The 25,290-nt window shown below is 46.0% G+C and carries 18 protein-coding genes; 12 read left to right on the forward strand and 6 right to left on the reverse strand.

Annotation, left to right across the window (positions count from 1 at the left end; translation table 11 throughout):
- The first annotated feature begins 4 nt into the window (after nucleotides 1-4).
- The 10 genes from PBAL39_RS19245 (at nucleotide 5) to PBAL39_RS19295 (ending at nucleotide 17,029) form a co-directional block, all read left to right on the forward strand.
- The gene (locus PBAL39_RS19245) at nucleotides 5-1,813 is read left to right on the forward strand and encodes a TonB-dependent receptor (protein WP_008244658.1); all 1,809 of its coding nucleotides are present in this window, start codon (nucleotides 5-7) and stop codon (nucleotides 1,811-1,813) included.
- Between the two features lie 8 nt (nucleotides 1,814-1,821).
- Nucleotides 1,822-3,261 carry a RagB/SusD family nutrient uptake outer membrane protein gene (locus tag PBAL39_RS19250; RefSeq protein ID WP_198139855.1) on the forward strand — a complete coding sequence of 480 codons (1,440 nt, stop codon included), beginning with the start codon at nucleotides 1,822-1,824 and terminating at the stop codon, nucleotides 3,259-3,261.
- A 27-nt stretch (nucleotides 3,262-3,288) separates the two neighbouring features.
- Complete coding sequence (locus tag PBAL39_RS19255; protein WP_008244662.1) at nucleotides 3,289-4,044, forward strand: DUF4397 domain-containing protein; 756 nt, start codon at nucleotides 3,289-3,291, stop codon at nucleotides 4,042-4,044.
- 114 nt (nucleotides 4,045-4,158) lie between these two features.
- A complete protein-coding gene (locus PBAL39_RS19260; protein ID WP_008244669.1) occupies nucleotides 4,159-5,082 on the forward strand; it encodes an ABC transporter ATP-binding protein in 924 nt (307 codons plus the stop codon).
- A 12-nt stretch (nucleotides 5,083-5,094) separates the two neighbouring features.
- A complete protein-coding gene (locus PBAL39_RS19265; RefSeq protein WP_008244671.1) occupies nucleotides 5,095-7,416 on the forward strand; it encodes a Gldg family protein in 2,322 nt (773 codons plus the stop codon).
- Between the two features lie 2 nt (nucleotides 7,417-7,418).
- Nucleotides 7,419-10,088: a putative mismatch repair-like protein gene (locus PBAL39_RS25745; protein WP_008244673.1), complete on the forward strand. Its 2,670-nt coding sequence runs from the start codon at nucleotides 7,419-7,421 to the stop codon at nucleotides 10,086-10,088.
- Between the two features lie 73 nt (nucleotides 10,089-10,161).
- Nucleotides 10,162-12,870, forward strand: coding sequence for a pitrilysin family protein (locus PBAL39_RS19280; protein ID WP_039867176.1), 2,709 nt, complete (start codon nucleotides 10,162-10,164; stop codon nucleotides 12,868-12,870).
- Nucleotides 12,871-12,880: 10 nt separating this feature from the next.
- Entirely contained in the window at nucleotides 12,881-15,172 is a 2,292-nt protein-coding gene (locus PBAL39_RS19285) for a Gldg family protein (RefSeq protein ID WP_008244677.1), read from the forward strand.
- A 2-nt stretch (nucleotides 15,173-15,174) separates the two neighbouring features.
- On the forward strand, nucleotides 15,175-15,939 hold the full coding sequence (locus PBAL39_RS19290; RefSeq protein WP_039867157.1) for a sterol desaturase family protein: 765 nt from the start codon (nucleotides 15,175-15,177) through the stop codon (nucleotides 15,937-15,939).
- Nucleotides 15,940-16,141: 202 nt separating this feature from the next.
- Nucleotides 16,142-17,029 (forward strand): FimB/Mfa2 family fimbrial subunit, encoded by an 888-nt coding sequence (locus tag PBAL39_RS19295; protein ID WP_008244680.1) that lies wholly within the window; start codon nucleotides 16,142-16,144, stop codon nucleotides 17,027-17,029.
- A gap of 109 nt (nucleotides 17,030-17,138) precedes the next feature.
- Here the strand turns inward: PBAL39_RS19295 and PBAL39_RS19300 are convergent, their stop codons facing one another.
- The gene (locus tag PBAL39_RS19300) at nucleotides 17,139-18,371 is read right to left on the reverse strand and encodes an FAD-dependent monooxygenase (RefSeq protein WP_008244682.1); all 1,233 of its coding nucleotides are present in this window, start codon (nucleotides 18,369-18,371) and stop codon (nucleotides 17,139-17,141) included.
- Nucleotides 18,372-18,615: 244 nt separating this feature from the next.
- Between PBAL39_RS19300 and PBAL39_RS19305 the strand changes: the two genes are divergently transcribed.
- Nucleotides 18,616-19,476: a helix-turn-helix transcriptional regulator gene (locus tag PBAL39_RS19305; protein ID WP_008244686.1), complete on the forward strand. Its 861-nt coding sequence runs from the start codon at nucleotides 18,616-18,618 to the stop codon at nucleotides 19,474-19,476.
- Nucleotides 19,477-19,509: 33 nt separating this feature from the next.
- On the opposite strand, the gene PBAL39_RS19310 is transcribed toward PBAL39_RS19305, so the two are convergent.
- Nucleotides 19,510-19,842, reverse strand: coding sequence for a helix-turn-helix domain-containing protein (locus tag PBAL39_RS19310; RefSeq protein WP_198139856.1), 333 nt, complete (start codon nucleotides 19,840-19,842; stop codon nucleotides 19,510-19,512).
- Nucleotides 19,843-19,963: 121 nt separating this feature from the next.
- Between PBAL39_RS19310 and PBAL39_RS19315 the strand changes: the two genes are divergently transcribed.
- Nucleotides 19,964-20,368, forward strand: coding sequence for a DoxX family protein (locus PBAL39_RS19315; protein WP_039867177.1), 405 nt, complete (start codon nucleotides 19,964-19,966; stop codon nucleotides 20,366-20,368).
- Nucleotides 20,369-20,463: 95 nt separating this feature from the next.
- Here the strand turns inward: PBAL39_RS19315 and PBAL39_RS25610 are convergent, their stop codons facing one another.
- From PBAL39_RS25610 to PBAL39_RS19335, 4 genes are read right to left on the reverse strand one after another with little or no spacing between them, the layout of a single operon-like run.
- Nucleotides 20,464-21,639 carry a redoxin domain-containing protein gene (locus PBAL39_RS25610; protein ID WP_008244696.1) on the reverse strand — a complete coding sequence of 392 codons (1,176 nt, stop codon included), beginning with the start codon at nucleotides 21,637-21,639 and terminating at the stop codon, nucleotides 20,464-20,466.
- A 5-nt stretch (nucleotides 21,640-21,644) separates the two neighbouring features.
- Nucleotides 21,645-23,066, reverse strand: coding sequence for a PKD-like family lipoprotein (locus tag PBAL39_RS19325; protein ID WP_008244698.1), 1,422 nt, complete (start codon nucleotides 23,064-23,066; stop codon nucleotides 21,645-21,647).
- A 10-nt stretch (nucleotides 23,067-23,076) separates the two neighbouring features.
- Nucleotides 23,077-23,817, reverse strand: a complete 741-nt coding sequence (locus PBAL39_RS19330) for a DUF4843 domain-containing protein (RefSeq protein WP_008244700.1) — start codon at nucleotides 23,815-23,817, stop codon at nucleotides 23,077-23,079.
- Nucleotides 23,818-23,830: 13 nt separating this feature from the next.
- Entirely contained in the window at nucleotides 23,831-25,264 is a 1,434-nt protein-coding gene (locus PBAL39_RS19335) for a RagB/SusD family nutrient uptake outer membrane protein (RefSeq protein WP_008244702.1), read from the reverse strand.
- Between the last annotated feature and the right edge of the window lie 26 nt (nucleotides 25,265-25,290).

Raw genomic sequence — 25,290 nt, forward strand, 5'->3', positions numbered from 1 at the left:
TATATTGTCGCCCAATGCACCGCCGATATACGATAGCAACGGACAGCTCAACTTCCAGGAATGGAATGATGCCGGAATGCCTTATGCTTACCCATTCGGATCGCTTAAGGCCTTGAGTTATTCAAAGACCTCACTGGCAACCGCAAAATTAATGCTTTCTTACGAGCTGCTCAATGGACTGCAGTTGAGTACCAGTTTGGGGTACAATACCAGTCATAATGTCGGCGGGGGAGAAATGCCTATTTCCTCGCAAAACCCCTTGACTAATCCGACAGGCATGATGGTGGTGGGTACTAATGACAACCAGAACTGGACCATTGAACCTCAGCTCAACTATGAAAGTGTGATCGGGAAGGGGAACTTATCTGTGCTCCTGGCTGCTAGTCTGCAGGGTACTGTAACCTCTGGTCAGAGTATTCAGGGGCTTGGTTATGAAGACGACAACCTGCTGGGGTCGATAACTTTGGCACCTTTCACCAGACTTTTCGATACTTACGGACAGTATAAGTATGCTGCGGTTTCTGGTAGGGTCGGCTATAACTGGGAAAAAAAGTATTTCATCAACCTTAGCGGCAGAAGAGATGGTTCGTCGCGCTTCGGCCCCGGAAAACGTTATGGGAATTTTGGTGCCCTGGGCGCTGCATGGATTGCGTCAGAAGAAGCCTGGGTGAAAAATGCACTTCCTTCATTCATGGGCTTTTTGAAATTCCGGGGCAGTTATGGGTTAACGGGCAGCGATGGTGTGGGCGACTACCAATACATGAGTCAATGGTCCAATCAGCCGAATTATAGCCCTCTATACCCCTATGGAGGCGTTACACCACTTACCAGTATGCATGCGGTAAATCCGGACTACCGTTGGCAGGTGAATAAAAAACTGGAGTTTGCCACGGAGATGGGATTCTTCAACGATAAGATCACCTTGATGGTCGCTTATTATCAGAACCGTTGTGGCAATCAGCTGACTTCTTACCCAACTCCCTTTTACACGGGCTTTGGTAGTGTTACTGCCAACTGGCCTGCAACGATTCAAAATAGTGGATGGGAATTCTCTGCGGCTAGCACGGTCATCGCTAAATCTGATTTTAAATGGGATCTGAGCCTGAATGGGGGGACGAACAAAAACATACTGATCGATTATCCTGATCTTGAACTTTCTCCTTACGCTACGGAATATGTGATTGGAAAATCTGTTAACGACAGGTATTACCTGCACTATATTGGTATCGACCCAATGACTGGTCAATATGCCTTCGAAGACCGCAACGGTGACGGTACGGTGGGTGTTAATTCCGCCGCAATACCGGGTAAGGGAGAGGATGACCGCTATGTAGTAATCAACTCAGACCCGAAATTCACTGGAAGTTTATCCAATAGTTTCCGGTATAAGAGCATCGCGCTGAGTTTCTCCCTATATTATAAAAATCAGATGGGCCTCAGCGCGTTCTACAGCGGCCCACCAGCGGGAGGTTTTTTCAATATACCTACTGAAATTTACGAAAACCGCTGGCAGTACCCTGGCCAAAATGCCAAATATGCCGCGCTGACTACTGTGAATGGAAGTGGATCGAATTCGCTGGTAGGATCGTCTGATTTGTACTATACCGATGCCTCTTTTCTCAGACTTCAAAATGTCGCTTTTTCATATACATTGTCAGATAAGTTGTTGAAAAATAAGGAACTGAGTTTTACCGTGAATGCACAAAACCTATGGGTACTTACAAAATATAAAGGTATTGACCCTGATACACAGAACTTCGGTTCAATGCCTACCTCAAAAACAATTACTGCTGGCCTTAACCTGACTTTTTAACCATGATTATGCTTAACCATCATACATACAAGTTACTGCTGCTGATACCAGCATTGCTACTGGTTTCCTGTAATAAACTCCTGGAAATTTCAGAACCAAAAAATAGTCTCACCACAGAGAAAGTGTTTAATAATGAAACACAGGCATCAGGCGCAATGGTTGGTGTCCTTACTCAAATGATTAATGTATCGGCGTATACTGCCTTCAGTTCGGGTTTGACCAGTCAATTGGGACGTTTCTCCGCAGATGAACTGGACAAGGTGGTCAATCCTAGCGACAATTTCTACCGTAATGCGGTTACTGCACAAAATGCTGAATCCAATGGGCTGTGGAACTCGGCGTATCAGTTTATCTATGGATGTAATGGCGTGATTGAAGGAATAGCCGAATCCAAATCTACCTTACTGGGAGAACGGGTGAGGAAAGAACTGACTGCAGAAGCCAAATTCGTCCGTGCCTTTTGTTATTTCTACCTGATCAACACCTTTGGGGATGTGCCGCTTGTGCTCACTACCAACTTAGCTAAAAATACCAATATTAAAAGGACACCAACCGCAGAGGTCTATGTGCAGATCATCAGTGACCTAAAGGATGCGGCAAGCGTCTTACCAGCAGACTATTCTACTGGTAAAGGGGAGCGGATCCGGCCCAATAAATGGACGGCGAAAGCGCTGTTGTCAAGGGTTTACCTGTACTCAGGCGATCATGCCAATGCCATTCTGGAGGCGACAGAGGTGATCGGCCAAACCAGCCTCTATCAACTGGAAACTGCCGATTTGAACAAAGTTTTCCTGAAAAACAGTTCGGAGACTATCTGGCAGCTGCAACAAACTACGCAGATGGACCTCAGCGGCAACGCGGTGCCGGAGGCAATTTATGTTTTACCCAACCCACTTCACACAGGTGTCTCCGGCGACCTTTCAGCCAACCTACTCCGGGCTTTTGATGCCGGGGATCTCCGTAGAGCAGCCTGGATCGATAGCACTGACTTTGTTTCAGGAGGCAAAACGGGGCATGCCAGATTTATGTATAAATATAAAACTGGTGCGCATAATAAAGTCTTAAATGGGGAAGCTTCAGAATACTATATGGTGCTGAGGCTCGCTGAAATGTATCTCGTTCGTGGCGAAGCTAGAGTGTTAAGTGGTGCCATAAGTGCTGGTATTGAGGATGTTAATGTGCTGCGTCGCCGTGCTGGTGTTGATCCTTTGTCTACAGCTCTCGGCCGGGAACAGGCCATTGCTGCTATTGCCAGAGAGCGGCAGGCTGAACTTTTCGGAGAATGGGGCCACCGCTGGTTTGACCTGAAGCGTACCGGTAAGGCTGAAGAGGTGCTTTCTGCGATTCCCGCCAAGCAACCCTGGAGAGGTAATTATCAGTTGCTATACCCGATCCCAAAGTCAGAGCTGGAAAGGAATAACCTCCTCGTTCAAAACCCCAATTATTAGAATCATACTGTCATCAAATAGATCATCATGAAAAAACTGATTTTCCTATATATCCAGAGCGCCTTATTCTTATCAATGCTCCTTTCCTGTAAAAAGGAATTGAGCCAGCAAGATACTGCGTCGCTGACCATTGTCAATGCGATGTACGGTTCCGACCTTGCATTGTTTAATTTTGACCCCAACTTTTCTCCGGCAGTAAAGCCAGCCGCAGGGATGGTTAGAAGATATCGTTCCTATGATCCCGGGGGGCATATTACCATTCCCATTAAAGAACAGTTCCTGAAAGTCTACAAATATCCTTTGAACACACAGGATCAGTCGGTTTTTCAATATAATTTCACACCTGCTGCAGGAGATGCCAGTACCTTGTTCTTCAGCGGAACGATACAACAGCCTGAGTCGGTCCTGATTACCAATCTGCCACCGTATCATGCGGTTGCTGACAGCGTTCTGGGTTTGCGTTTTGTCAATCTTGCTCCCGCGAAAACACCGGTGCGCATCCGGATTTCAGGTGAGGGAACGGACTTAACGGTGACTAATCTGGCCTACCAGGCGGCTACAGATTACCTCTCCGTAAATGCGGATGCAAAAGTTGGAAATGTATTGGTCGAAGTGTTTGACCAGGCATCAGGTAGTATTTTACAAACCTACACGCTGATGGATGTGGGCACCACCACGATGGAAAAAAACAAGTGGCGATACCGGAACTACACCCTGGCATGGTTGCCCAATGATTTAAATGGTAATCTGGCCGCAGAACCTTTTCTGATCGAGGACTTTTAACAGCACCATAGCTTCATTTTAACCCTTTTACTCCGCAAATTTTGCGGAGTACTGGCTGGCTAATGTCTCATTTATCCAAATTATCAACATCAAAACTATCTAATACAATAATATATGGAACCAATTGTTCGTATCAGCGGACTGTCGCACCGTTATAGTACCAGCTGGGCTATAAGAGACATCAATATTGAAATCCCTCGTAGTGGAATTGTGGGGTTGCTTGGCTCTAATGGTGCCGGCAAGTCTACGACCATGAACATTCTTTGCGGCGTGCTCAGGCCAACAGCGGGATCAGTAGTCATCAACGGCATTGACCTCAGCAAAGAACCGGAACGTGCCAAGCAGGAAATCGGTTTCCTGCCACAAACGCCACCACTTTATATGGACTTAACCGTAGATGAATACCTGATGCACACTGCCATTCTGCGCTCTGTAGAAACGTCAAAGCTGAAATTAGCCCTCGAAGAAGTGAAGGAGCGATGTGGCCTTAGCCACATCAATAAAAGACTCATCAAAAACTTATCAGGAGGATACAAACAGCGGGTAGGCATTGCCCAGGCCATCATCCACCATCCGAAACTGGTGGTGTTTGACGAACCAACCAACGGCCTTGATCCCAACCAGATCCTTGAGGTACGCGGATTGATCAAAGACATTGCCTCCGAGCGTGCCGTGATCCTCTCTACGCACATCCTTACCGAAGTGCAATACCTCTGCAAAGACATCGTCATGATTGAAAGCGGCAGGATTGTCTTCGCCGATACTATGGAGGCCTTCGACAACTACATTGCTCCGCACAGCATGCTGGTGACCATGGAAAGTGCCCCGCCTGCGGAAGATCTGATGGCCATAGAAGGCATCATCCGTATAGAAATGCTCACCGAAAAACAGCTGAGGATTTATTTTAACGGCGACCGTACGATCTCCGAGACGGTGGTGCTGGAAAGTGCAAAACAAGGCTGGCGGCTAAGGGAGCTGAACATGGAGAAAAACTCTTTAGACGAAACATTTGCCCAGTTATCCAGGATCTCCAACTAAGACATTCATTACATGAAAAAAATAATACAGATAGCCAGACTGGAACTCAGCCTGCTATTTTATTCCCCGATTGCCTGGCTGCTCATCATGGTGTTCTTCGTGCAGATGGCCCTCGACTTCGTCTCGGGGCTGCGGGCAATCCAACACCTGCAGCAGTTCGGCTTCGAATTTCCTTTCCTTACCGATGTATTGTATACCACCAGCGTGGGCAGAACCCATGGCATCTACTTCCTGATCCTCAAAAGCCTATACCTGTATACGCCGCTGGTGACCATGGGGATCATCAGCAGGGAAATTCACAGTGGAACGATCAAATTGTTATACTCCTCGCCGGTAAAAATCAGCCAGATGATCTATGGGAAATTCATTTCCATGCTGGGATATAACCTCGTCATCGTCTTTGTTACAGGCCTTTTCCTCGTCTGCGGCCCCTTTTTTATAACTCATTTTGATTATCCACACCCATTGGTGGCCATGCTCGCCTGCTTCCTGCTGCTGAGTGCCTATTCGGCAATAGGGATTTTTATGTCTAGCTTAACGACCTACCAGGTGGTCGCTGCCATCAGCACCTTTATGGTGCTCGCCTTTCTGAATTACATTGGCGGGTTCGGTCGGGGCATCGATTATGTCCGTGACCTGACCGACAGCCTTTCGATGCCGACGCGTGCCAACCGCATGGTGGGAGGTTTACTGACCAGCAGGGACATCATCTATTACCTCGTCATCTCCGGGATGTTCCTTGCTTTTGCGGTGACCAGGCTGGAAATGGCAAGGGCATCGCGCTCATTTGTACATCAGGCCAGCCGTTATCTGCTGATCGTTATTGTCGGACTTGCTGTAGCTTACATCAGTTCCAGACAACCGCTGACGATGTATTATGATGCTACCGATACCAAGGTAAACACCATTGTTAAGGCCAGCCAGAAAATATTAAAGGATATGGGTGATGAGCCTGTAGAGATGACCGAATACATCAACGTCATGGACGATAGTTATATGAATGGTGATCCTGCGAACCGTTTGGGTTCCATTGCCCGCTGGGAGCCCTACTTACGTTTTAAGTCCAACATCCGCCTGAAATGGGTGTATTATTATGACAGTATCCCTGTACCGCAATTTTATGCCGCCAATCCCGGCAAAAGCCTGAGAACGCTGTTCAGGGAAAGGGCAAAACTCCTGGAACTCGATACTGCTGATTTCCTCAGGCCGGATTCCATCCATAAGCTGACAGACCTGCATGGCGAAGGCGGACGTCTGGTGATGCAGCTCCGTTATAAAGACAAAAAGACCTTTTTACGCACCTATAATGATGGTGAGGGCTTCTGGCCGCAGGAGGCAGAAATTGCAGCTGCTTTGAAAAGGCTGATTGTGACGCCGCCGAAAATAGTTTTTGCCATGGATGGTTACCAACGGAGCGTCGATAAGATAGGGGACCGCGACTATAAAATGCTGTTGAACATGAAGACCTCACGCTCCTCACTGATCAATCAGGGTTTTGATATCGATAGCCTCTATCTGGAAAATAGTGATATACCCATTGGGATCGCTGCATTGGTAATCGGCGATCCCAAAGTAGCCTATAGCCCGGCCGCAATTGTCAAACTTCAACATTACATCCAGTCTGGCGGCAACCTGATGATTGCTGCAGAGCCCGGTAAACAAGGTGTGATCAATCCTTTGCTGGATGCCCTTGGTGTGAAAATGCTGGATGGAACGATCGTCCAACGCAGCAGGGATTATTCTTACGGTCTGGTGACGCCTGCGCTCACTGCTGCTGCAGTAACCATGAGCCCGGCACTGGCAAAACCTTACCAGGATAAAACACCTGTTTCCATGCCTGGGGTAGCCGCATTAAATGTTGACCATAAACACGTTGATCATCAATCGGACTTTAAAACAGCGCCCCTGCTGATGACTGATGCCCATACCGGATGGATCAAAAAAGGTTTGTTTGTGCTGGATTCAGCCGCGCTTGTTTTTGAAGTAAACAAGGGTGACCTGCATGGTGCTTTTCCTACAGCCTTGATGCTCAGTCGCAAGCTGAACAATAAGGAGCAAAGAATCCTGGTGTCCGGTGATGCTGATTTCTTCAGCAATAAAGAATTGGGACGCAACAACATCAAAACAGCAAACGGATCTTTTGCAATCTCTGTCTTCAGCTGGTTCTCCGGCGGAAAATTTCCGATAGACCTGTCGCGCCCGCCATCAAAAGACAACAAACTTAACCTGAACAAAGCAGGAGTGAAAACTGTGCAGATCATCTATTACGCCGTGCTTCCAGCTACGATCATCTTGTTGGGAATGGTTCTCCTGATCCGCAGAAAACGTAAATAACTATGAGCTTTATAACCGATAAACAAACGATCGATGACCTGAACATCTTCTCCAAATCGGGGAGTGATTCCATCTATCATATCTTTAATAAAACGTATACCCAGGGAGGGGCTTCCCTGTTGGAAGAGCTGTTCCGCAACCCGCTGTCGAACGCGGCCGCCATCAATGAGCGGGTAGCGATCCTAGGGTACTTTCAGCAAAGCAAAATTTCCTTCCCGCTTCAGGGCAACCGCTTCGAGGAAGCAGAAAGGTACCTGTCCAATACAGATCCCCGCAGTCGCCTGTCCAACCAGGGCTTTAGCATGGCCGACTTCAAAACGGCCGGCCAGAGTGTGACGGCGCTGATTGAAATTCTGCAGGGACTGAAAACATTCTTATTGGAAATTCAGAGCAAGGTTGCCGGCAACCCATACGGCAAACAGGTTACCCTTACGCTGGACCTCCTTCATGCCAAGGAGCTGGAACTCGTCTTTGCCGATCATGGCAAAGGAAAGATCTCTTCGGGAAAAATTGTAGAATACGACAACATCCTGCGCTTCCAGCAACGTTCACTGATGGAGAAAATCTTACAACAGATCTATCACCTGGATGTCTACATCTCCATCGCCAGGGTAGCCACTGAGCATGGTTATACCTTTGCCCATGCATTGCCGCGGGATGCCAACAGGCTCAGGCTGATGGAAGTGTACCACCCCCTGCTTCATAAACCGGTACCCAACAGCCTGGAGATGACGCCCGACAGCAACATCGTGTTCCTGACTGGTGCCAACATGGGTGGTAAGTCTACCTTCATGAAGTCCCTCAGCATTGCCATGTACCTCGCGCACCTGGGCTTCCCGATTGCCGCTAAACAAATGGAGTTTTCTGTTTGTGATGGCATGTACACGACCATCAACCTGCCGGATAACCTCAGCATGGGCGCCAGTCACTTCTATGCGGAAGTGCTGCGTGTAAAAAAGGTAGCTACCGAACTCGGAGCAGGTAAAAACCTCTTTGTAGTGTTCGATGAGCTTTTTCGTGGTACCAATGTTAAGGATGCTTATGAGGGTACCATCGCCATCATGGAAGCCTTCGCCCGCAAGCCGCATTCATTGTTTGTGATTTCCACCCACATCATGGAAGCAGGTGCGGTGTTGAAGGAAAGATGCGGGAACATGATTTTCCGTTACCTGCCAACCACCATGTATGATGGGAAACCGGTGTATTCCTACACGCTGACAGAAGGGATTACAGACGACCGCCACGGAATGATCATCATCAACAATGAAGGGGTGATCGAACTGATCAAAAATAAAAAACAGGCGAAACAACAACATCCGGATTTCCTGGCCGACAAACAAACAGGCGACGACCTTAACCTCCAGGGTAAATTCAAACAGCAATCGATCTATAGCTTGTTCAATCATCTGCAAACGCGCGGTGGGGAGAAAGTGCTGGAAGGGATGTTCGCAAGGCCTTTAAATCATGCGGAAAAGATCAACACAAGGGCCGCACTGTTTGCCTTTTTTCAGCGCCATAAGGTCATCTTTCCCGTGATCAGGTCGCAGGTAGAATCTATGGAAGACTACCTGGCGGGCGGTGCAGGTGCTTCATTGCCAAGGGTGGCCTGGAGCATTTTTGCCAAGAAATTTAAACAAACGCTCTTTCATAGTGCTGAACTGCTGCAGCTGCAGGCCGGACAATCGGTCACCATTGAAGTACTGCAGGCTTTCAGGGAGTTCTTCGCAGATCTGAAAGACAAAAATGGGGTTGACGTTTATCAGAGTGATTTAGATACCGCGCAAAGGACGATGCAGGACTCCAGACTTCAGGAGATTCTCAACGCCCCTGAAGCGCAGCTCTCCATGATGCAATTGATCCGTAATGATTACATCATCCGCCATGCCATGATCAACGAGATGGAAACGCTATTGAAACTCATCTATGAATTGGATGTATTTGTTGGTGTGGCAGCGGTAGCGGCAGACCAGGGTTTTGTGTATGCGAAAGCCCTGCCTCCCGAGGGGATGTTACTTGATGTGGAAGGCTTCCGCCATCCTGCGCTTAAAAATGGGGTAGCGAATAACCTTCACTTGACCAGGGAACGCAACATGCTGTTCCTTACGGGAGCCAACATGGCGGGTAAATCTACCTTCATGAAGTCCCTGGGCATCGCAGTATACCTGGCACATATGGGTTTCCCAATTGCAGCCAAAAGGATGGAGTTCTCGGTTAAAGATGGCCTTTTCTCCTCCATCAATGTTTCTGATAACCTGGACATGGGATATAGTCATTTTTATGCGGAGGTCTTGCGCACCAAAACCGTGGCACAGTCGGTCAGCGAATCGCAGGACCTGTATGTTTTGTTCGATGAGTTGTTTAAAGGGACGAATGTAAAGGATGCTTACGATGCCACACTTGCGGTATGTAAAGCATTTGCCGAAAATCGCAACAGCTTTTTTGTGGTGTCCACACACATCATAGAAGTGGGGGAAGCACTCGGCGAGGCCTGTGATAACCTGCAGTTCTCTTTCCTGCCTACCGTCATGAAGGATGGTGTGCCAACCTATCCGTATACACTGGAATCGGGCATCACGACCGACAGGCAGGGCATGATCATCATTGAAAATGAGAAGATTATTGAACTTATCCAGGCAAATGATCCGCAATCACCTAACCTTATTCAAAATTAATATGTTGCTCAGATATAAATTTTTAAGCCTTTTAGCGGTGGCATGCTGCGGCTTCTTTGCCTGTAAAACACAGATGGCTGATCAGCCTTTACTGTTGGATCCGGAGCTGCGTACAGGTAAACTGCCTAATGGGTTTACGTACTACATCCGCAGGAATAAAACACCACAAAAGCGGGTAATGATGTATCTCGCAGTAAAAGCAGGTTCCATCCTGGAAACCGACCAACAGCGGGGGGTAGCCCATTTCGTGGAACACATGAGCTTTAACGGCACAAAACACTTCCCGAAAAAGGAACTTTCCAACTACCTGGAGAAATCCGGGGTACGCTTCGGTGCAGACCTCAATGCCAATACCGGACCTGATGAAACGGTATACCAGCTGCCCCTGCCTTCGGACAATCCTGAATTGCTTGCCAATGGTTTGCAGATCATGCGCGACTGGGCACAGGAGGCCAATATTGAGGCGGAAGATGTAGCCAGGGAACGCCATGTGATCCTGGAGGAGAAACGTTATCGCCAGGGACTGCAGCAGCGTTATGAGGAGCAAAGCATTCCCGTTTATACAAACCAGTCGCGCTACAGCTCCCGTTTACCTATAGGTACAGAGCCGGTATTGCAAAAGGTAACTGCGGAGCAGATCAGGAGCTTTTATAAAGACTGGTACCGCCCGAATCTGGAGGCCATTTTGGTCGTTGGTGATATTGACGTTGACCAGATGGAAAAAGACATCAAGGCGAAGTTTTCAGACCTCAAAAATCCTGTAAAGGAAAAAGAACGTCCCGCATACCGCGCGACGCTTACTGGCAAAAACCAATACATGCAGTTCATAGACCCGGAATGGGGTGGCATTGCGGTAGAAGTGGTGATGAAACAGCAGCAGTCAAGGATGCTCAGCACCTCAGACTACAGAAACAACCTGATGAAAACCTTGTTGTCGCAAATGATCAGTGCCCGGTTCCGCCAAATGCCCTTCGTCAGCTTTACCTCCATTACCGGTGGCTTGATGTCGATGTCTGTAAATGTGAACAGCAAACCCGCGGAAACAGGCCCTGCGCTGCAAAGTGTATGGCTGGAGCTGCGCAGGATGGAGGAACAGGGGTTTACTGCTGCAGAGCTGGAACGTGTGAAGAAAAACCATCAGGAAAAGATGGCTGAGGCATGGAAGGAAAAGGACAAAACAAGTTCAGAAACGCTGATCAGGCCCTATCTCACGCATTTCCTGACTGGCGATATCGCCCCCGGTATTACCAGGGAAAATGAACTGACAACGGAGCTGCTCCCTGAAATCAGCCTCTCGGAAATCAATGACCTGATGAAGGCTTATGTCAAAGATACAGACCGCGACATCATTGTAAAAGGATCTGAAGAAAACAAAGCCTTTTTGCCGGATGAGGCGACCATACTGGGCTGGATTGAAGCGGTCTATACAGCGCCTTTGACGCCTTTTGTGGATGATGTACAGGATCTTCCATTATTGAGTGATACACCAAAGCCCGGCAGGATCACTGTTGATGAGCCTGTAGAAAAAGCGGGCCTTCAAAAGATCACGCTAAGCAATGGTCTGAATGTACTGCTTAAGAAAACGGATTTCCAGAACGATCAGGTGCTGTTCAAAGGTTTTGCCGAGGGAGGTGCTTCTTTATCGGATGATGCCGATTACCTTAGTGCGCTCAATGCAGCAAATGTTGTTGTTGCTTCTGGTGCGGGAAATTACAATGCCCAGCAGCTCAGTAAATACCTGTCGGGCAGGCAGCTGCAGGTAAGCCCGTTTATCAACGATACTTACCAGGGATTTGGCGGCAGCAGCACCAAAGCGGAGCTGTCGACCGCACTTGAGGTCGTCCACGCTTATGTCACTGCGCCACGGAAAGACCAGGAGGCTTTCAACATCCTGATGAGCAGATCCAAAGACCAGCTGCTCAATAGAAGCAATGGACCGGCTCAGGTGTTTTCAGATACCGTAGCCCTGGTGCTGGGAAACAACCACATCCGCAGAAGACCGCAGACGATGAAAAGCCTGGAGTCCCTGCAGCTGGATAAGGCTTATGAGATCTACAAAAAGCGTTTTGCGGATGCTTCCGCCTTTACCTTTGTGTTTGTAGGTAATATGGACCTGGAAACCATGCGTCCGTTGTTGGAGAAATACCTGGGCTCATTGCCCTCTACAGGTGCAAAAGAGCAGATTCGCGACGTGGGTATCAACATTCCTCCAGGCAGGATTACCAAAACTGTATACAATGGTGCTGTACAAAAATCAAGCGTTTTACTGGCCTATTCAGGTGCTTTTGACTATACTTTTGATCATACCATACAGATGAATGCGCTTGCAGACGCCTTGAAAATCAGCCTTACCGAGCGGCTGCGCGACCAGGAGGGTGGTACTTACACACCAAATGTGCAGATGACGCTCAGCAGATATCCCAAAAGCAGGTTTGGCCTCTTGATTTCTTTTGATTGTGCTGTGCAGAACGTAGAAAAACTCATTGCTTCCGCACAGGATGAACTTGATAAAATGAGAAAAACCGGTCCCTCTGAAGAGCACCTGCAGAAGTTTAAAGCAGCACGCAGGATAGGCCTCCAAACGGGCTCCACCAATAACGAATTCTGGCTGGACTACCTGACCGGACAAGTGATGAACAAGGAGTCGCTGACGCAGTTTTTTGACTACGGTGCAGCATTGAATCAGCTTTCTGTGAAGTCGGTTCAACAGGCGGCAGCAAATTTTATCCAGGATAAAAACTACGTAAGGCTGGTGCTGATGCCGGAAAAAACTAACCATTGATCTCAACATTATGAAGAAAATTATACAGATAGCAAGGCTGGAGCTCAGCCTGCTATTTTATTCGCCTATTGCCTGGTTATTACTGATCGTACTGCTGGTACAAATGGATCTGTTTTTTATTCCGGTCATTCCAGAATTAACAAAGACACAAAGTTTTGATGCCCTAACCAGCAGCCTCTTTACCAATCCAGAGAAACTGGGTATCCTGTCAAAAATGCTCGAACACCTGTATCTATATATCCCATTGATTACCATGGGGATCATCAGCAGGGAGACGAGTAGTGGCAGCATTAAACTCTTATATTCCTCTCCGGTTAGGTTAAGTCATGTCATCTATGGGAAGTTCATTTCCATGTTGGTCTATAACCTGATGATCATTGCTGTTCTGGGGTTGTTCGTGCTCATCGGCGCATGGTTCATCCCTCACTTTGATTACCCGCATATCCTGGTGGCCTTGCTGGCAATTTATCTGTTGATCAATGCTTATGCTGCCATCGGGATTTTTGTGTCTAGTTTAACCAACTACCAGGCGGTCGCGGCCATCAGCACTTTTGTGATGCTGGCAGTGATGAACTATATTGGTAAGCTGGGGCAGGACCTGGATTTTATCCGCGATCTGACGCATAGCCTCTCTATGCCAAGTCGTACGGAACGCATGATAGCCGGTTTGTTGAATACCCGTGATGTGATCTATTATTTCGTGATTTCAGGAATGTTCCTGGCGTTTACGGTCACGAAGCTGGAGTTGGAAAGGTTATCCAAATCAACTTTACAGCAGTCCAGCCGCTACGCGGCGATATTGCTGATCGGCTTAACGATCGCATACATCAGCTCCCGTCAGCCAATGATTGCTTATTACGATGCAACGGCAACCAAAGTCAATACGCTGACAAAAGCTGGTCAGGAGATCCTTAAAAATATGGGTGATGAGCCCATTGAAGTAACGGAGTACATTAACGGACTGGACGACTCTTATTTTAAGTCGACCCCTGCGGAACGAATTGAGGACATTTCCCGCTGGGAGCCTTATTTCCGTTTCAAACCGAACATCAACCTGAAATGGGTGTATTATTACGATAGTGTTCCTGGTATCACGCCCCATCTTAAGGAGCAGAAAATGAGTTTCAATAAGTATGTGACCACCATGGCGGCGATCAATGAGATCGACCTGGGGAAATTTCTGAATGCACAGGAACTCGCAAAAGAGGTGAACCTGAAAGGTGAGGGGGCGCGACTGGTCATGGGGCTGAAGTATAAAGGAAAAACGACCTTCCTCAGGACGTTCCCGCCACCCGATGGGAAATTCTGGCCCGGAGAAGCCGAAGTCGGGGCAGCCTTGAAACGAATGATTTTTATGCCGCCGAAGCTGGTTTTTGCCACGGATGGATATCAGCGCAGCATGGATAAGGTTGGCGACCGTGATTATAAGGTGCTTGCAAATAGCAAAACTTCTAGGGCCTCACTGGTCAACCAGGGATTTGATGTAGACAGTGTTTCCCTGGAGCATCAAGAGATTCCTAAAAACATTGCTGCCCTCATCATTGCTGATCCAAGGGTGGAGTTCAGCGTTGTTGCCAAAGCGAAGCTACAGCAATACATCCGGGAAGGTGGTAATCTGATGATTGCCGGAGAACCGGGAAAACAAAATGTAATGAATCCGCTGCTGGATTCCTTAGGTGTCCGCATGCTGGACGGCACTGTGGTGCAGCGAAGCCGCGACTATTCCTTCGATTTGCTGACGCCAACGCTTGCTCCTGGTGCGGTGGCCATGGACAAGGGGTTGCAACAGCTTTATATGTACAAAATGATCGTGTCCATGCCGGGGGCAGGGGCACTGAGTTATGTTAAAGAAAGCCCTTTCACAGCTCATCCCTTGCTGACTTCCAATGCGGAAAATAGCTGGCTCAAGAAAGGGAGGTTTGTGCTGGACTCTGCGGCACTTACGGTAGATCATCTGAAAGGGGATGAACAGGGGAGTTTTCCTACTGCGCTGATGCTGACCCGCAATGTGAACGACAAGGAGCAACGCATCATCGTCTCTGCGGATGCAGACTTTTTCAGCAATGCCGAACTTAACCGCAATAACATGCAAACGATGAATACGGTCTTCGCCATGAGTATGTTCCGCTGGTTCTCTTATGGAGAGTTCCCGATAGATGCGAGTCGCCCGCCATCAAAAGACAACGCAATTACCTTAACCAAAAATCACGTGAAACCCATACAGATCTTATTCTATGGCGTAATTCCGGGTGTATTATTTTTAATTGGATTGGTGGTACTGATCCGCAGAAAACGTAAATAATTATGAGTCATCTATTTCAATCCATTAGTGTAGCGTTTCTCATCACGATTGGCCGATATTTTATCATTGCAGGTATCTTTTTCGTAGTTTTTTACCTGCTTTTTCCCAAAAGCCTGTTGCGAAACAAAATTCAAAGCAGGCTTGCGGGGAAGGCCGATTTTCTCAGGGAAATATTTCATTCGTCCATATCGAGTGTGATGTTGACGATTACAGCAATCATCGCGCTGTCGGATTTCCTGAGGCCATACACCTTCATCTATACCGACCTACATGCTTATCCTTTGTGGTGGATCCCGGTCAGCCTGGTGCTGACCCTAATCGTCCACGATGCCTACTTTTACTGGATGCACAGGATATTACATCATAAAAAGTTATTTAAGGTAACACATCTGGTGCATCACCAGTCAACCAATCCTTCTCCCTGGACTTCCTATTCTTTTCATTTCCTGGAAGCGATAGCAGAAGGAGCAGTGGTGATCCTGCTGGTTTTTTCCATGCCCTTACATCCGCTGACCATCGGGTTATTTGCGCTGTCGTCCTTTGTGATTAATGTATACGGGCACCTGGGATATGAGATCATGCCTAAAGGTTTCAGAAATACTTTTCTTTTTGAGATCATCAACACTTCTACTTTTCATAACCTGCACCATCAGAAATTTAAAGGGAATTACGGGTTGTACCTTCGGGTGTGGGACCGGCTGATGGGGACGGAGCACCCTGATTACGTAAAGAATTACGATCAGCTGCAGAAGAAGCGGTTTGGTTAATTCTGATCTTGTTCATTGAATTGACAAGAAGCCGGGTCATGATGTAATGGCCGGGCTTCTTTATGTATAAAAGATCTACAGCATGACAGCTGAAAAGGTTGGCATTGCACAGTTCTGAGCATATTGTTTACAATCGGCTACCCAATCGCATCAATCCCGGTTTTTTCCTGCAGGGACCTCGTATTTTTATTATAAAAAAAATATGAAAAAGTTATCGCTATTCATCGCTGTATGTCTGATGTTAAACTTATCATGCAGCAAAAAGGCTATGGAAGAGGAGCCCGGTTCAAATGAGAAAAAAGTTAAACTCAGTTTTGCGGTCGCTGCGGCCCCTGAACTGGAGGGGCAGATTGGTATTGCTGAAGCTCCTTTGTCCAGCCTGATTAAGCAACTCACTTTTGTGATCTACAGAGATGGTTTAAATACCGAAGTGGCCAGACAAACACAGTTGTCGGTAGATCCGTTGTTTGGACAGCTGTCTTTTGAACTTCCTATTGGCGAGTATAAGGTGGTTGCCATAGGCTCTAAAGCAGAATTCGGAATCAATAAGTTTTATCGAAACAATGAAATTCCTGTCATATTGCCATTTTCAGCGGCCAATATGGAGTACTGGCAGCCGAACAGTACCATGGGGGACAAACATTATAAAACTGATGATACATTTTTTGGAAAAAGATCAATTACTGTAGGAAGCGGCACATCTCAGCAAGTAATTGTTCAGCTTAAGCGGATCGTCGGGAAATTGGAAGTCATTGTTGAAGACGTTGAGACTTTTACACTCGATGTGGATAATGAAGCAACCGGTTATATGTTCGACTCCGAAAAGTCATTTGGCATTATAGACAACGACCAGTTTCAAATTACCAATGAAAATGGTCCGATTAGTCTTTATATCCTTCGAACAGATCAACCTCTGCGTATAGAGCTTTCTATCGGTACGAATCTCTCTTCAAGGCGGGAGCTGACAGTACCGATCTATAAAAATAAACGGACAATTGTGAAAGGGAACCTGTTTACTCCTATACCTCACAGTTTTAGTGTTTCCATCGATGATCAATGGTTACCCGATACGGCAGTAGTCGACTTCTAAAAGGAAAAGGAAAGGGTTGCTCCATCCAGACACATCCCTATTCTAACCATGAAAGAGGGTGTTGGTCGAAAATCGCTTTTGCATGGTAGTGCATGGACATTCTTGTAGATCATAGCTGCGGACCATTATTTAAGTGTTGGCTATAGTTTTTGAGTACCAAAGGAATTACTGATAATCCGAAGTCCGGCAGGTCAGCAGACCCGGTCGTTGAGTCTTCTTCAGACGTTTGGCCAGGTATCTCCTGTGTCTGCTGCGGCTCATTGCTGGTTTCGAACGCGAGGCTTTGGTTTTTAATAATGTATTCGCGTAATTCTTTTTCATAGTTTCCAAAAGCAGTACGCAGGTCGTCATGGTGAGCAGCCAGTTCGCCAGCCAATACGTAAGCACCAACTATTGCGACTGAAGTGCTTTGACCCAGGGAAAGCGATACGCTGTAACCGGCATCACCGACCAATACGATACGTCCTTTTGCCCAGTTATCCATTATCGTTTGGTTCACAGAATCAAAATAGAAATTGGATGAGCCCTGCATCAATTCTTTTATTTTCGAGATTTTTCCACAAAGGTCGGTAGCCCTTTCAGTGATCAACCGCTTTTGTGCGTCAATATCCCTATGATCATATTCCAAGGGTAGCTCGGAACTGAATCCCAGATATGTCCTGGCTTCGCTTTCTTTCTCTTTAGCTATGCACACAGCGACCGGTGTGCCTTCGTATTGAAAGATCATTTCCCAGTGATCGAGCTCAAAATAATTCGGCATCGTAAATATCGCTACATAATGCCCGAGGTAACGGATGAACTGTTCATCTGCACCAAATACTATTTTCCGTACGTTCGAGCGTATACCGTCTGCGCCGATAACCAAATCAAAACGCTGTGGCTTCGCCGTCGCGAACGTCACGTTAACGGCTTGATCATCCTGGTCAATCGTAACAATGGTATCATTAAAAATGTATTTTGCATGATTATCAACCGCGTCAAATAGGACTTTACACAGGTCATCACGTAATATCTCGACATCCGGGCTGTCATGCCTGCCGCCGGTAAGTGTCTGCTCATGGGTGCTGTATATCTCACTGCCAGATACAGCGTCGACGATAGACATTCCTTTCAATTTGGTACTGTTTTCCCGGATTATCCCTAATATGCCCATTTTTTCAGCTACCTCTAAAGCAGGTCCGCGGACATCCACAGCCTGACCTCCGGGACGGATATGTGCCGCGCGTTCAACTATAGTGATATCAAAGCCATATTTCGTTAGCCAGTAAGCGGTACTCAGTCCTGCTATACTCGCACCCGAAATGAGTACATGTAAGCGTTTTTCATTTCTTATCAGTTCCATTATCATACAATTTATTGTCTATGCAAAGAAACCGCGCATCATATGGGAGGCCAAGGGCGAAAAGGAGCAGGTATTGGACAAAACGGAGTTTTTCAAAAAAGCTTGCTCCGCCAATACGCCATCATCTTAATATTTGATGTTATCCACGCAGAGTCAGAATGCCGTCATAAGTAATGGCCATTAAATCCTTGATATGCACCGTCATTTATTAAAGCGTATTTTTAGGTGTTTGATTCCAATAAATATGGTAAAAAAACCAAAATCGATTCCCTTAAATTTGATGGTTGATAAGTCCGACTCGGGTATTGTCATCGGGAAGGCCTCAGTAATCGGCGTACGTACATTTGAAGAAGGAGCACAATCCCATCGCGATGACTATCATTTATTTTTTTTGCAGGAGGAGGGGGCTTTCGCTATTGAAATTGATTTCCAAAGCTATCGGATCATACCCAGGTCAGTGGTTTATATCCAACCCGATCAGGTGCACCGGATCGGAGCATTTGAAGACGCAACAGTCAGTTATTGGATGATCAATAACGACAATCTCCATGATGAACAGCGTAGAATGCTGGAGGATCTTTCACCGGTCAGTCCAATGCAGTTGGACGAAGAAACATATGATGTTATTTCAAATGCGGTATCGCTCTGCCTTCAAATAACTGAGCGAAGAAACGATAAACTATATCATACGCTTGTAAAAGATAGCTGCAACACCTTAGCGGGTCTGGTCGCTTCGCATTATGCAAAAGACATTAAAACCATAGACGGATTGTCACGATTTGAGGTAATTACTAAAGCGTTCAAGACTATTTTAGCGCATAATTTTATCAGCACCAAAAAGCCAGCTGCTTATGCCGCATCACTTAATATATCTGCACATTATTTAAATGAATGCGTTAAAAACACAACGGGCCATTCCGTATCAAGGCATATTCAACAGCGGCTTGTGTTAGAAGCGAAGCGGCTGCTTTATCATTCCGGCAAGTCCGTAAAAGAAATAGCTGCAGAACTCGGCTTTGACGATTATCCGTATTTCTCCCGGTTGTTCAGCAAAGCTACAGGAGTGAGTCCTTTAGCCTTCCGGAACGGCATTTTGTCTAGATAAGCTAGACCATTCTTGCAGAATGCATCATTTCTCTTACTGCTCACCCTCATGAAATTTACCCTTGCCGATCACGATCTGACGATGTGCCAGTCCCCAATAATGGAGTCCTTCAAGTACTCCTTCCAAAGAACGACCGTGTTCCGTTATGTTATAAACCACTGTTGGGGGGAAAGTGGCGTGAACTGTTCTTTCAATGAGTTTGTTGGTTTCAAGCCTTTTCAATTCAGCAGAGAGTGTTTTGTCTGTAATGCCCAAGATCGCTTTGGCCAACTGTCCGAACCGCTTGGGGCCGTCTGACAGGGAAAAGAGGATCAGCAATTTCCACCGTCCTTCCAACGCCTCCAGCGCATCTCTAATGGAGAGCATGGTTTTTGGGCAACCGCCTTTGTTCAGCATATCTATTTGTTTACGTTACTATCTCATTGGATAGTGCTATCCAATGAGATAGTACTATCCAATGGTGAGTAAAGATAAGTATTTTTGTGATATGGAAATACGACAATATACTTCAAAGACACATAACATTACATTATGGATAGCCCAGATTATTCTTTTTTTGTTATTTATCAGCGGAGCTGTAACGAAGCTATTCTTTCCCGCGGAGAAACTGGCTGCTATGTGGCCATGGACAGCCGTCAATGGGAATCTGGTGATCCTCACCGGCATTCTTGATGCACTGGCAGCCTTTGGGCTTATCCTACCCATGATGACCGGCATTGCGCCAAAGCTTACTTTTTTTGCTGCATTGGGGGCTGCTGGCCTCATGATGGGAGCTATTGTATTCCACATTGGCAGGGGGGAGGCCGAACACATTGGGATCAATGTATTCACCTTATTGGTGGCGCTGTTTATAGCCTGGAATAGAAAATCAGTGAAGTCCCCTAGTAGCTAATTAAATAGAGTCTTTGGTAAAGTTAAACCCTCGTGTGCCGAAAAGCATACGAGGGTTTGATCATATGAAGCCACCTTTTTCCGGATGATTACATGTTAGCGCGACATCTCTATCATGGCTGATAGCTCCTTAACTGCAGCCTCATCCGGCCACACCAATCCACTTTCCTTGAAGCGTATTTTGCCATAGCCATCAATGATAAATTTTGCTGGAATTCCCTTCACGCCAAATGAAGATACTGCAGGATTACTTTTTGTAACCGCATTTTTAAGGTCCATATACAGAGGCAAATCCAGATCATGTGTCAGCAAGTAATTCACAGCGTCCGATTTAGGGTCTTTAACAGTCTCCCAGGTATGTATAAAAAGAAACTTTACACTGGGATCATTCTTGTATTTGTCGACCAGCATTTGCATCGCCGGAAGAGATTTCTTACAAGGTCCGCACCAGGTCGCCCAAAAATCGAGAATAACGATTTTGCCTTTAAAATCTGACAGTGACACTGCTGTGCCCTTGATGTCCGTAACTTTAAAATTTGGAGCCTGCTCATCGAGCATTTTGGCAGCTATTGTTGTCTTGTATTTTTCTTCAAACTGATTGGTTAATGCTGCGAGGTACGCATTTGAATCTTTTCCTGGATTCACTTTTGCGTAGGCACTTTCTAATTCGGCCTTATACTGATCATCGGCTAAACCTGCCAGTATTGCTTTTTCCAGCTCTGGAAGCGCTTCCTCGTATCCGCCTGTTTTGCTCATCAGGTAGTAATATTCTGCGGTCAGGCGCGCAGGTTTTCTTACCGCCTGTTCATAACATTCTTTGATAGCAGCAAAGGCTTTTTGATAGTCTCCCTGCTTATCCATTACCTGACTATACAGATGCAACACGAACTGACGGTCTTCCGGCGCATTTGTTGAATTTGCCAGTTCTTGCTCAATTAAAGTTTCTGCAGCTTTCAAATCAAAGGCCATGATTCCTGTCGCCACTGATCCTACATACATGATCCTTGCAGTTTCTACAATCTGGTTAAAATGAAATAATGCTTTTGCCGAGTTCTTTGCAACAACAAAATTATCTACAAGTATAGCCCTGTATTGGTCAAAACTCTCGCCAGGGTGTTCTTTCACCAGTCGTTCAAGAATCGCTTCTTTTTTTGAAGGATCAATGAAGATCTTCAAAGAATCAAGACTGGCCTTATAAACGGGTTCTGCCTGCTGACTGTAGCCTGAATATCCTGTAGACAGGATCGTGATGAGCATAAGTATTTTTTTCATATCGTCTATAGATTTTGTCTGGCCTGGGCAACTTGTACAATCTCACCAAAGCCGGTAAATTTCTTATCGTAATTACCATTGCTGAATTCTCCCTGTGCGTTGATGCTGAAATAATATACTTCACCCGCGGCACCATTGTTGACCCCGATCACCAGTTGTTTGCTGGTGTTGCGCAACATCTCAATATCCTTGATGACGTATCCTGCTGGGAAAGTGTAAATCGGGCGTGCTGATTTTGCGAGCATGTCGTACAAATACACCTTATTGCCAACCGTATAATAAAGTTGTTTTAGGATGGAAGAGGTTGCAAAATTATTTGCAATGCCAATTTCCGGACTATTTACCATTTGCTGATTAACCCCAGGCTGGGTATTGCCGAAGTTATCATAGGTTAAGGACATTAAGTGGCGGCCGTTATCATCTTCCATGATGAAATACCACTCAACTTCTTCTTCAAATAGGGTTGATATGCCACGATCATAAGCAATCATTTTTCTTCCTACATTTGCCATGTCAAACGAGCTTGTTGTTGTAGCAGGTGCATCTTCCAGAATTCTTGAAAAAATACCCATTCGCATGAATCGCATTTTGGCATTGTTATAAAAATAGGTCAGGTTATAAGTATTAGGAAACACACCCGGGAACAGGTCATAGTCGCCAGGAATGCGTTGGCTGAAAGGCTTCACATTGTCTGAAGTTGAGCCTGAAATGCCAGCATATAAACCGCCGTCCGCAACAATGAACTGGTCAAATTTCGAAGCGTTTAAGATAAATACCGGTGCACTTTTAAAGGGAAGCGGTGTAGCTAAATTTGGAAGTATAGAACTTTTATCCCCAAGCTCCAGCCAGTCGTTCATGTTAAAACGGTAGACATTTTGATCTGTGAAATAATAAAAGAAACCCCCTTTCCCAAAATTATATAAGCCTAATGGCTTTCCTGGATAGGTTTTATTATTAGCCACTTCCATAGGATTTTCGAAAATTACCTCATCGGTACGGATCAACGAAACCTTGCCTTTTCCATCTTTACTACTGACAATGTACCAGCCATTGGGATAGACTCCTGTTACGACAACGGTGTAACGCTGTAGGGTATAAATGCCATTTTTATTACTCGTTACCTTATAAGTTATCAAATACGTACCTGGACTTAAAGTTATTTTTAAGCGCAAATTTTTAGATTGGGCAATCACTTTTGAATCAATGGTCCAACTGTAGGTAAATGAATCACCTGCAGGCATGGTTTCTACTAATGTGGGTGTAATGATCAGCGAATCCAGTTGAGGTATTGTAAAACTGGTTGTTGCATCGGTAATCTTAATGTCGTTAATTGGCTCATATTTATACAGGTTGTTGTCTTTACTACAGGCAGATGTCATCAGGATTGCGACAATCATGCTCAGCTTAAAAAAATGTTGTAAATGCATAATATCTAAATTAAGGGAAAGAAATCTGTTGACCGTTCTCATCTAACAATGGACCGTTTTCGGCTTCATAAGTAGCCAGTGCATTTCTTAATGCCACAGGGAAGTTCAGCAAACCATCGGAGCCGATCTGCTCATAAGAAAAATCTGTTATACCTAGTACTTTAACCATGAACTTGTATTTTAAGGCACTGAATGCCCCAAAATCCGCCGCAAGGTACACCTCCCAATAAGCAGGCTCAATGTATTGGGCGGTCACATCTATCTTCAGATATCTAAAATTTTCCTCCGTACCCTGGCTAACGCTATTGGCAGGCGTTTGGCCTAAAGTACCCAAAGTAAAGTCCTTGGTTTCTGAAGGCTCCAACACAATTCTATATACATTACTTGCCATTCCAACAGAGTTGATCAGGACAAGAGGATAATTAAATATGGAGACTCCGGGCGGAATTGCCACTTCGTTTAGCTCAAAATCCACGCCCGCAGTTGCCGATGTTCCTGCGGCTGTCTTTAGCAATACAGTACGCGGCTGATCAGATAGCCTTCCGGTAATCCTCAAGGGTATAAACATCGTATCCCTTGTTTTTACGGTGCTTTGAAAGGCAAAAGAGTAACTTCTGGTCGCTGTGGTATGTAATTGTTGAAAGGTGTAAGCAAAGAAGCTAACGCCATCTTTTCCCTGATAAGTTTCTACCGCTTCTTTCTTACAAGAAAAAAGGGAGAAGACCATCGTCACATATAATAAGTATTTCATAATACGAGTGTGATTAATTAGCATAATTCGGATTGAATTGAAGTTCAGCAGCTGGAATTGGCAGCACATACTGCTCTGGGGCCATGTCAATATTACGGAACTGCATTCTCAGTGTTTTAGTGCGTTTATAGTAAAAGAACAATTGGCCTTCCGCATAAAACTCCTTCTGGTACTCCCTGGTGATCGCTGCGGTAAGTGCAGTAGCTGTAATAGTTGTTGACAGATTGGAAAGCCCCCTGTTTTGGCGCACCATATTCAAATATCCGACACCAACAGCAGGCGTCTCCGCAGTTTCAGCCAGGATGTAATACATCTCGGCAAGGCGAATACCAGGCACGTACTGATCCAGTAAATTGTCGGTAATGGTGGTTGTAGCGGTTGAGGCCTGCCAAAATTTAGAAGGGAACAAGCTTCCGCCATCCTGCTCAAGGCGGTAAAGGTACCTGAAGTCTGTACCTCCGCCCGATGTGGTTTCATACAGTGTAGTAAAGTTAGTAGAAGTACGCGTGAGGGTTTGTCCTAAAATGCCCCTAAATCTAAAATATCGTTGTACGGTAGGTAGTATATCTCTAACTCTAATCATAAACACCTGTTCGTTGAAATATAGACGGTCGCGTACCAACAATCCCGTGCTGACCGCTCCGGCCGCGGCCTGGGTGACAAATGCGTATTTAGCAGAGTTGATCACTACATTGGCGGCAGCAGTAGCGCCAGCTTTATCACCGCTGTATAATTTTATTCTTGCTTCCAGTGCTTTTATGCCATAGTAATTCAGCTTAATCCGTCTGCTCCTCAAATCGCTGGTTACGATCGGATCAACCGGCAACAACAAATTAGCGGCCTCCGTCAGATCGGCCAAGGCGAATTTCACTACCTCAGCAGTGGTAGACGGTATAATTGCGTTTTCGCTGACTTCCTTTTTGTAAGGGATGGCTTTTAAATTGGCACCCGCAGTATATTCAGGGCCGAACATACGCAATAAATCAAAATGTAAAAATGCCCGTAAAGCCAAAGTCTCACCGCGCAGCAGTGCGTAGGAATCATTGCTTAGCAAAGACCTTTTTGTTTCTGTATTTGCAATGATCTTATTTGCTGCGGCAATTGTGCTGTAACTGGTAGACCAGATGGCATTGGTATACCCTGCGACCTCTGCTGAAGCATAGTTCAAGACTTGTGTTTGTTGCAGTGAAACGTCGGCATTGGTATTGAGTGTTGAATAGTTTTGTGCAAGCGCAGATACAAAACCCATGGAAAGGTTATCTCCGTAAAGACTGTTGCTGGCCAGCTGACCATATACACCAGATAGGGCCTGCTGGAAACCAGCTTCTGAAGTAAACAATTGCTCTTCTGACAAACTTGTTTTTGGCGTTACATCCAAAAATTTCTTACAACTGGAAAACACCGCAACTATTGCCAGAATTCCTATGATTAATGTTGTTCTTTTCATTGGGATATGAAATTTATTTTTTGAAT

The organism is Pedobacter sp. BAL39 (assembly GCF_000170795.1).
Classification (GTDB): domain Bacteria; phylum Bacteroidota; class Bacteroidia; order Sphingobacteriales; family Sphingobacteriaceae; genus Pedobacter.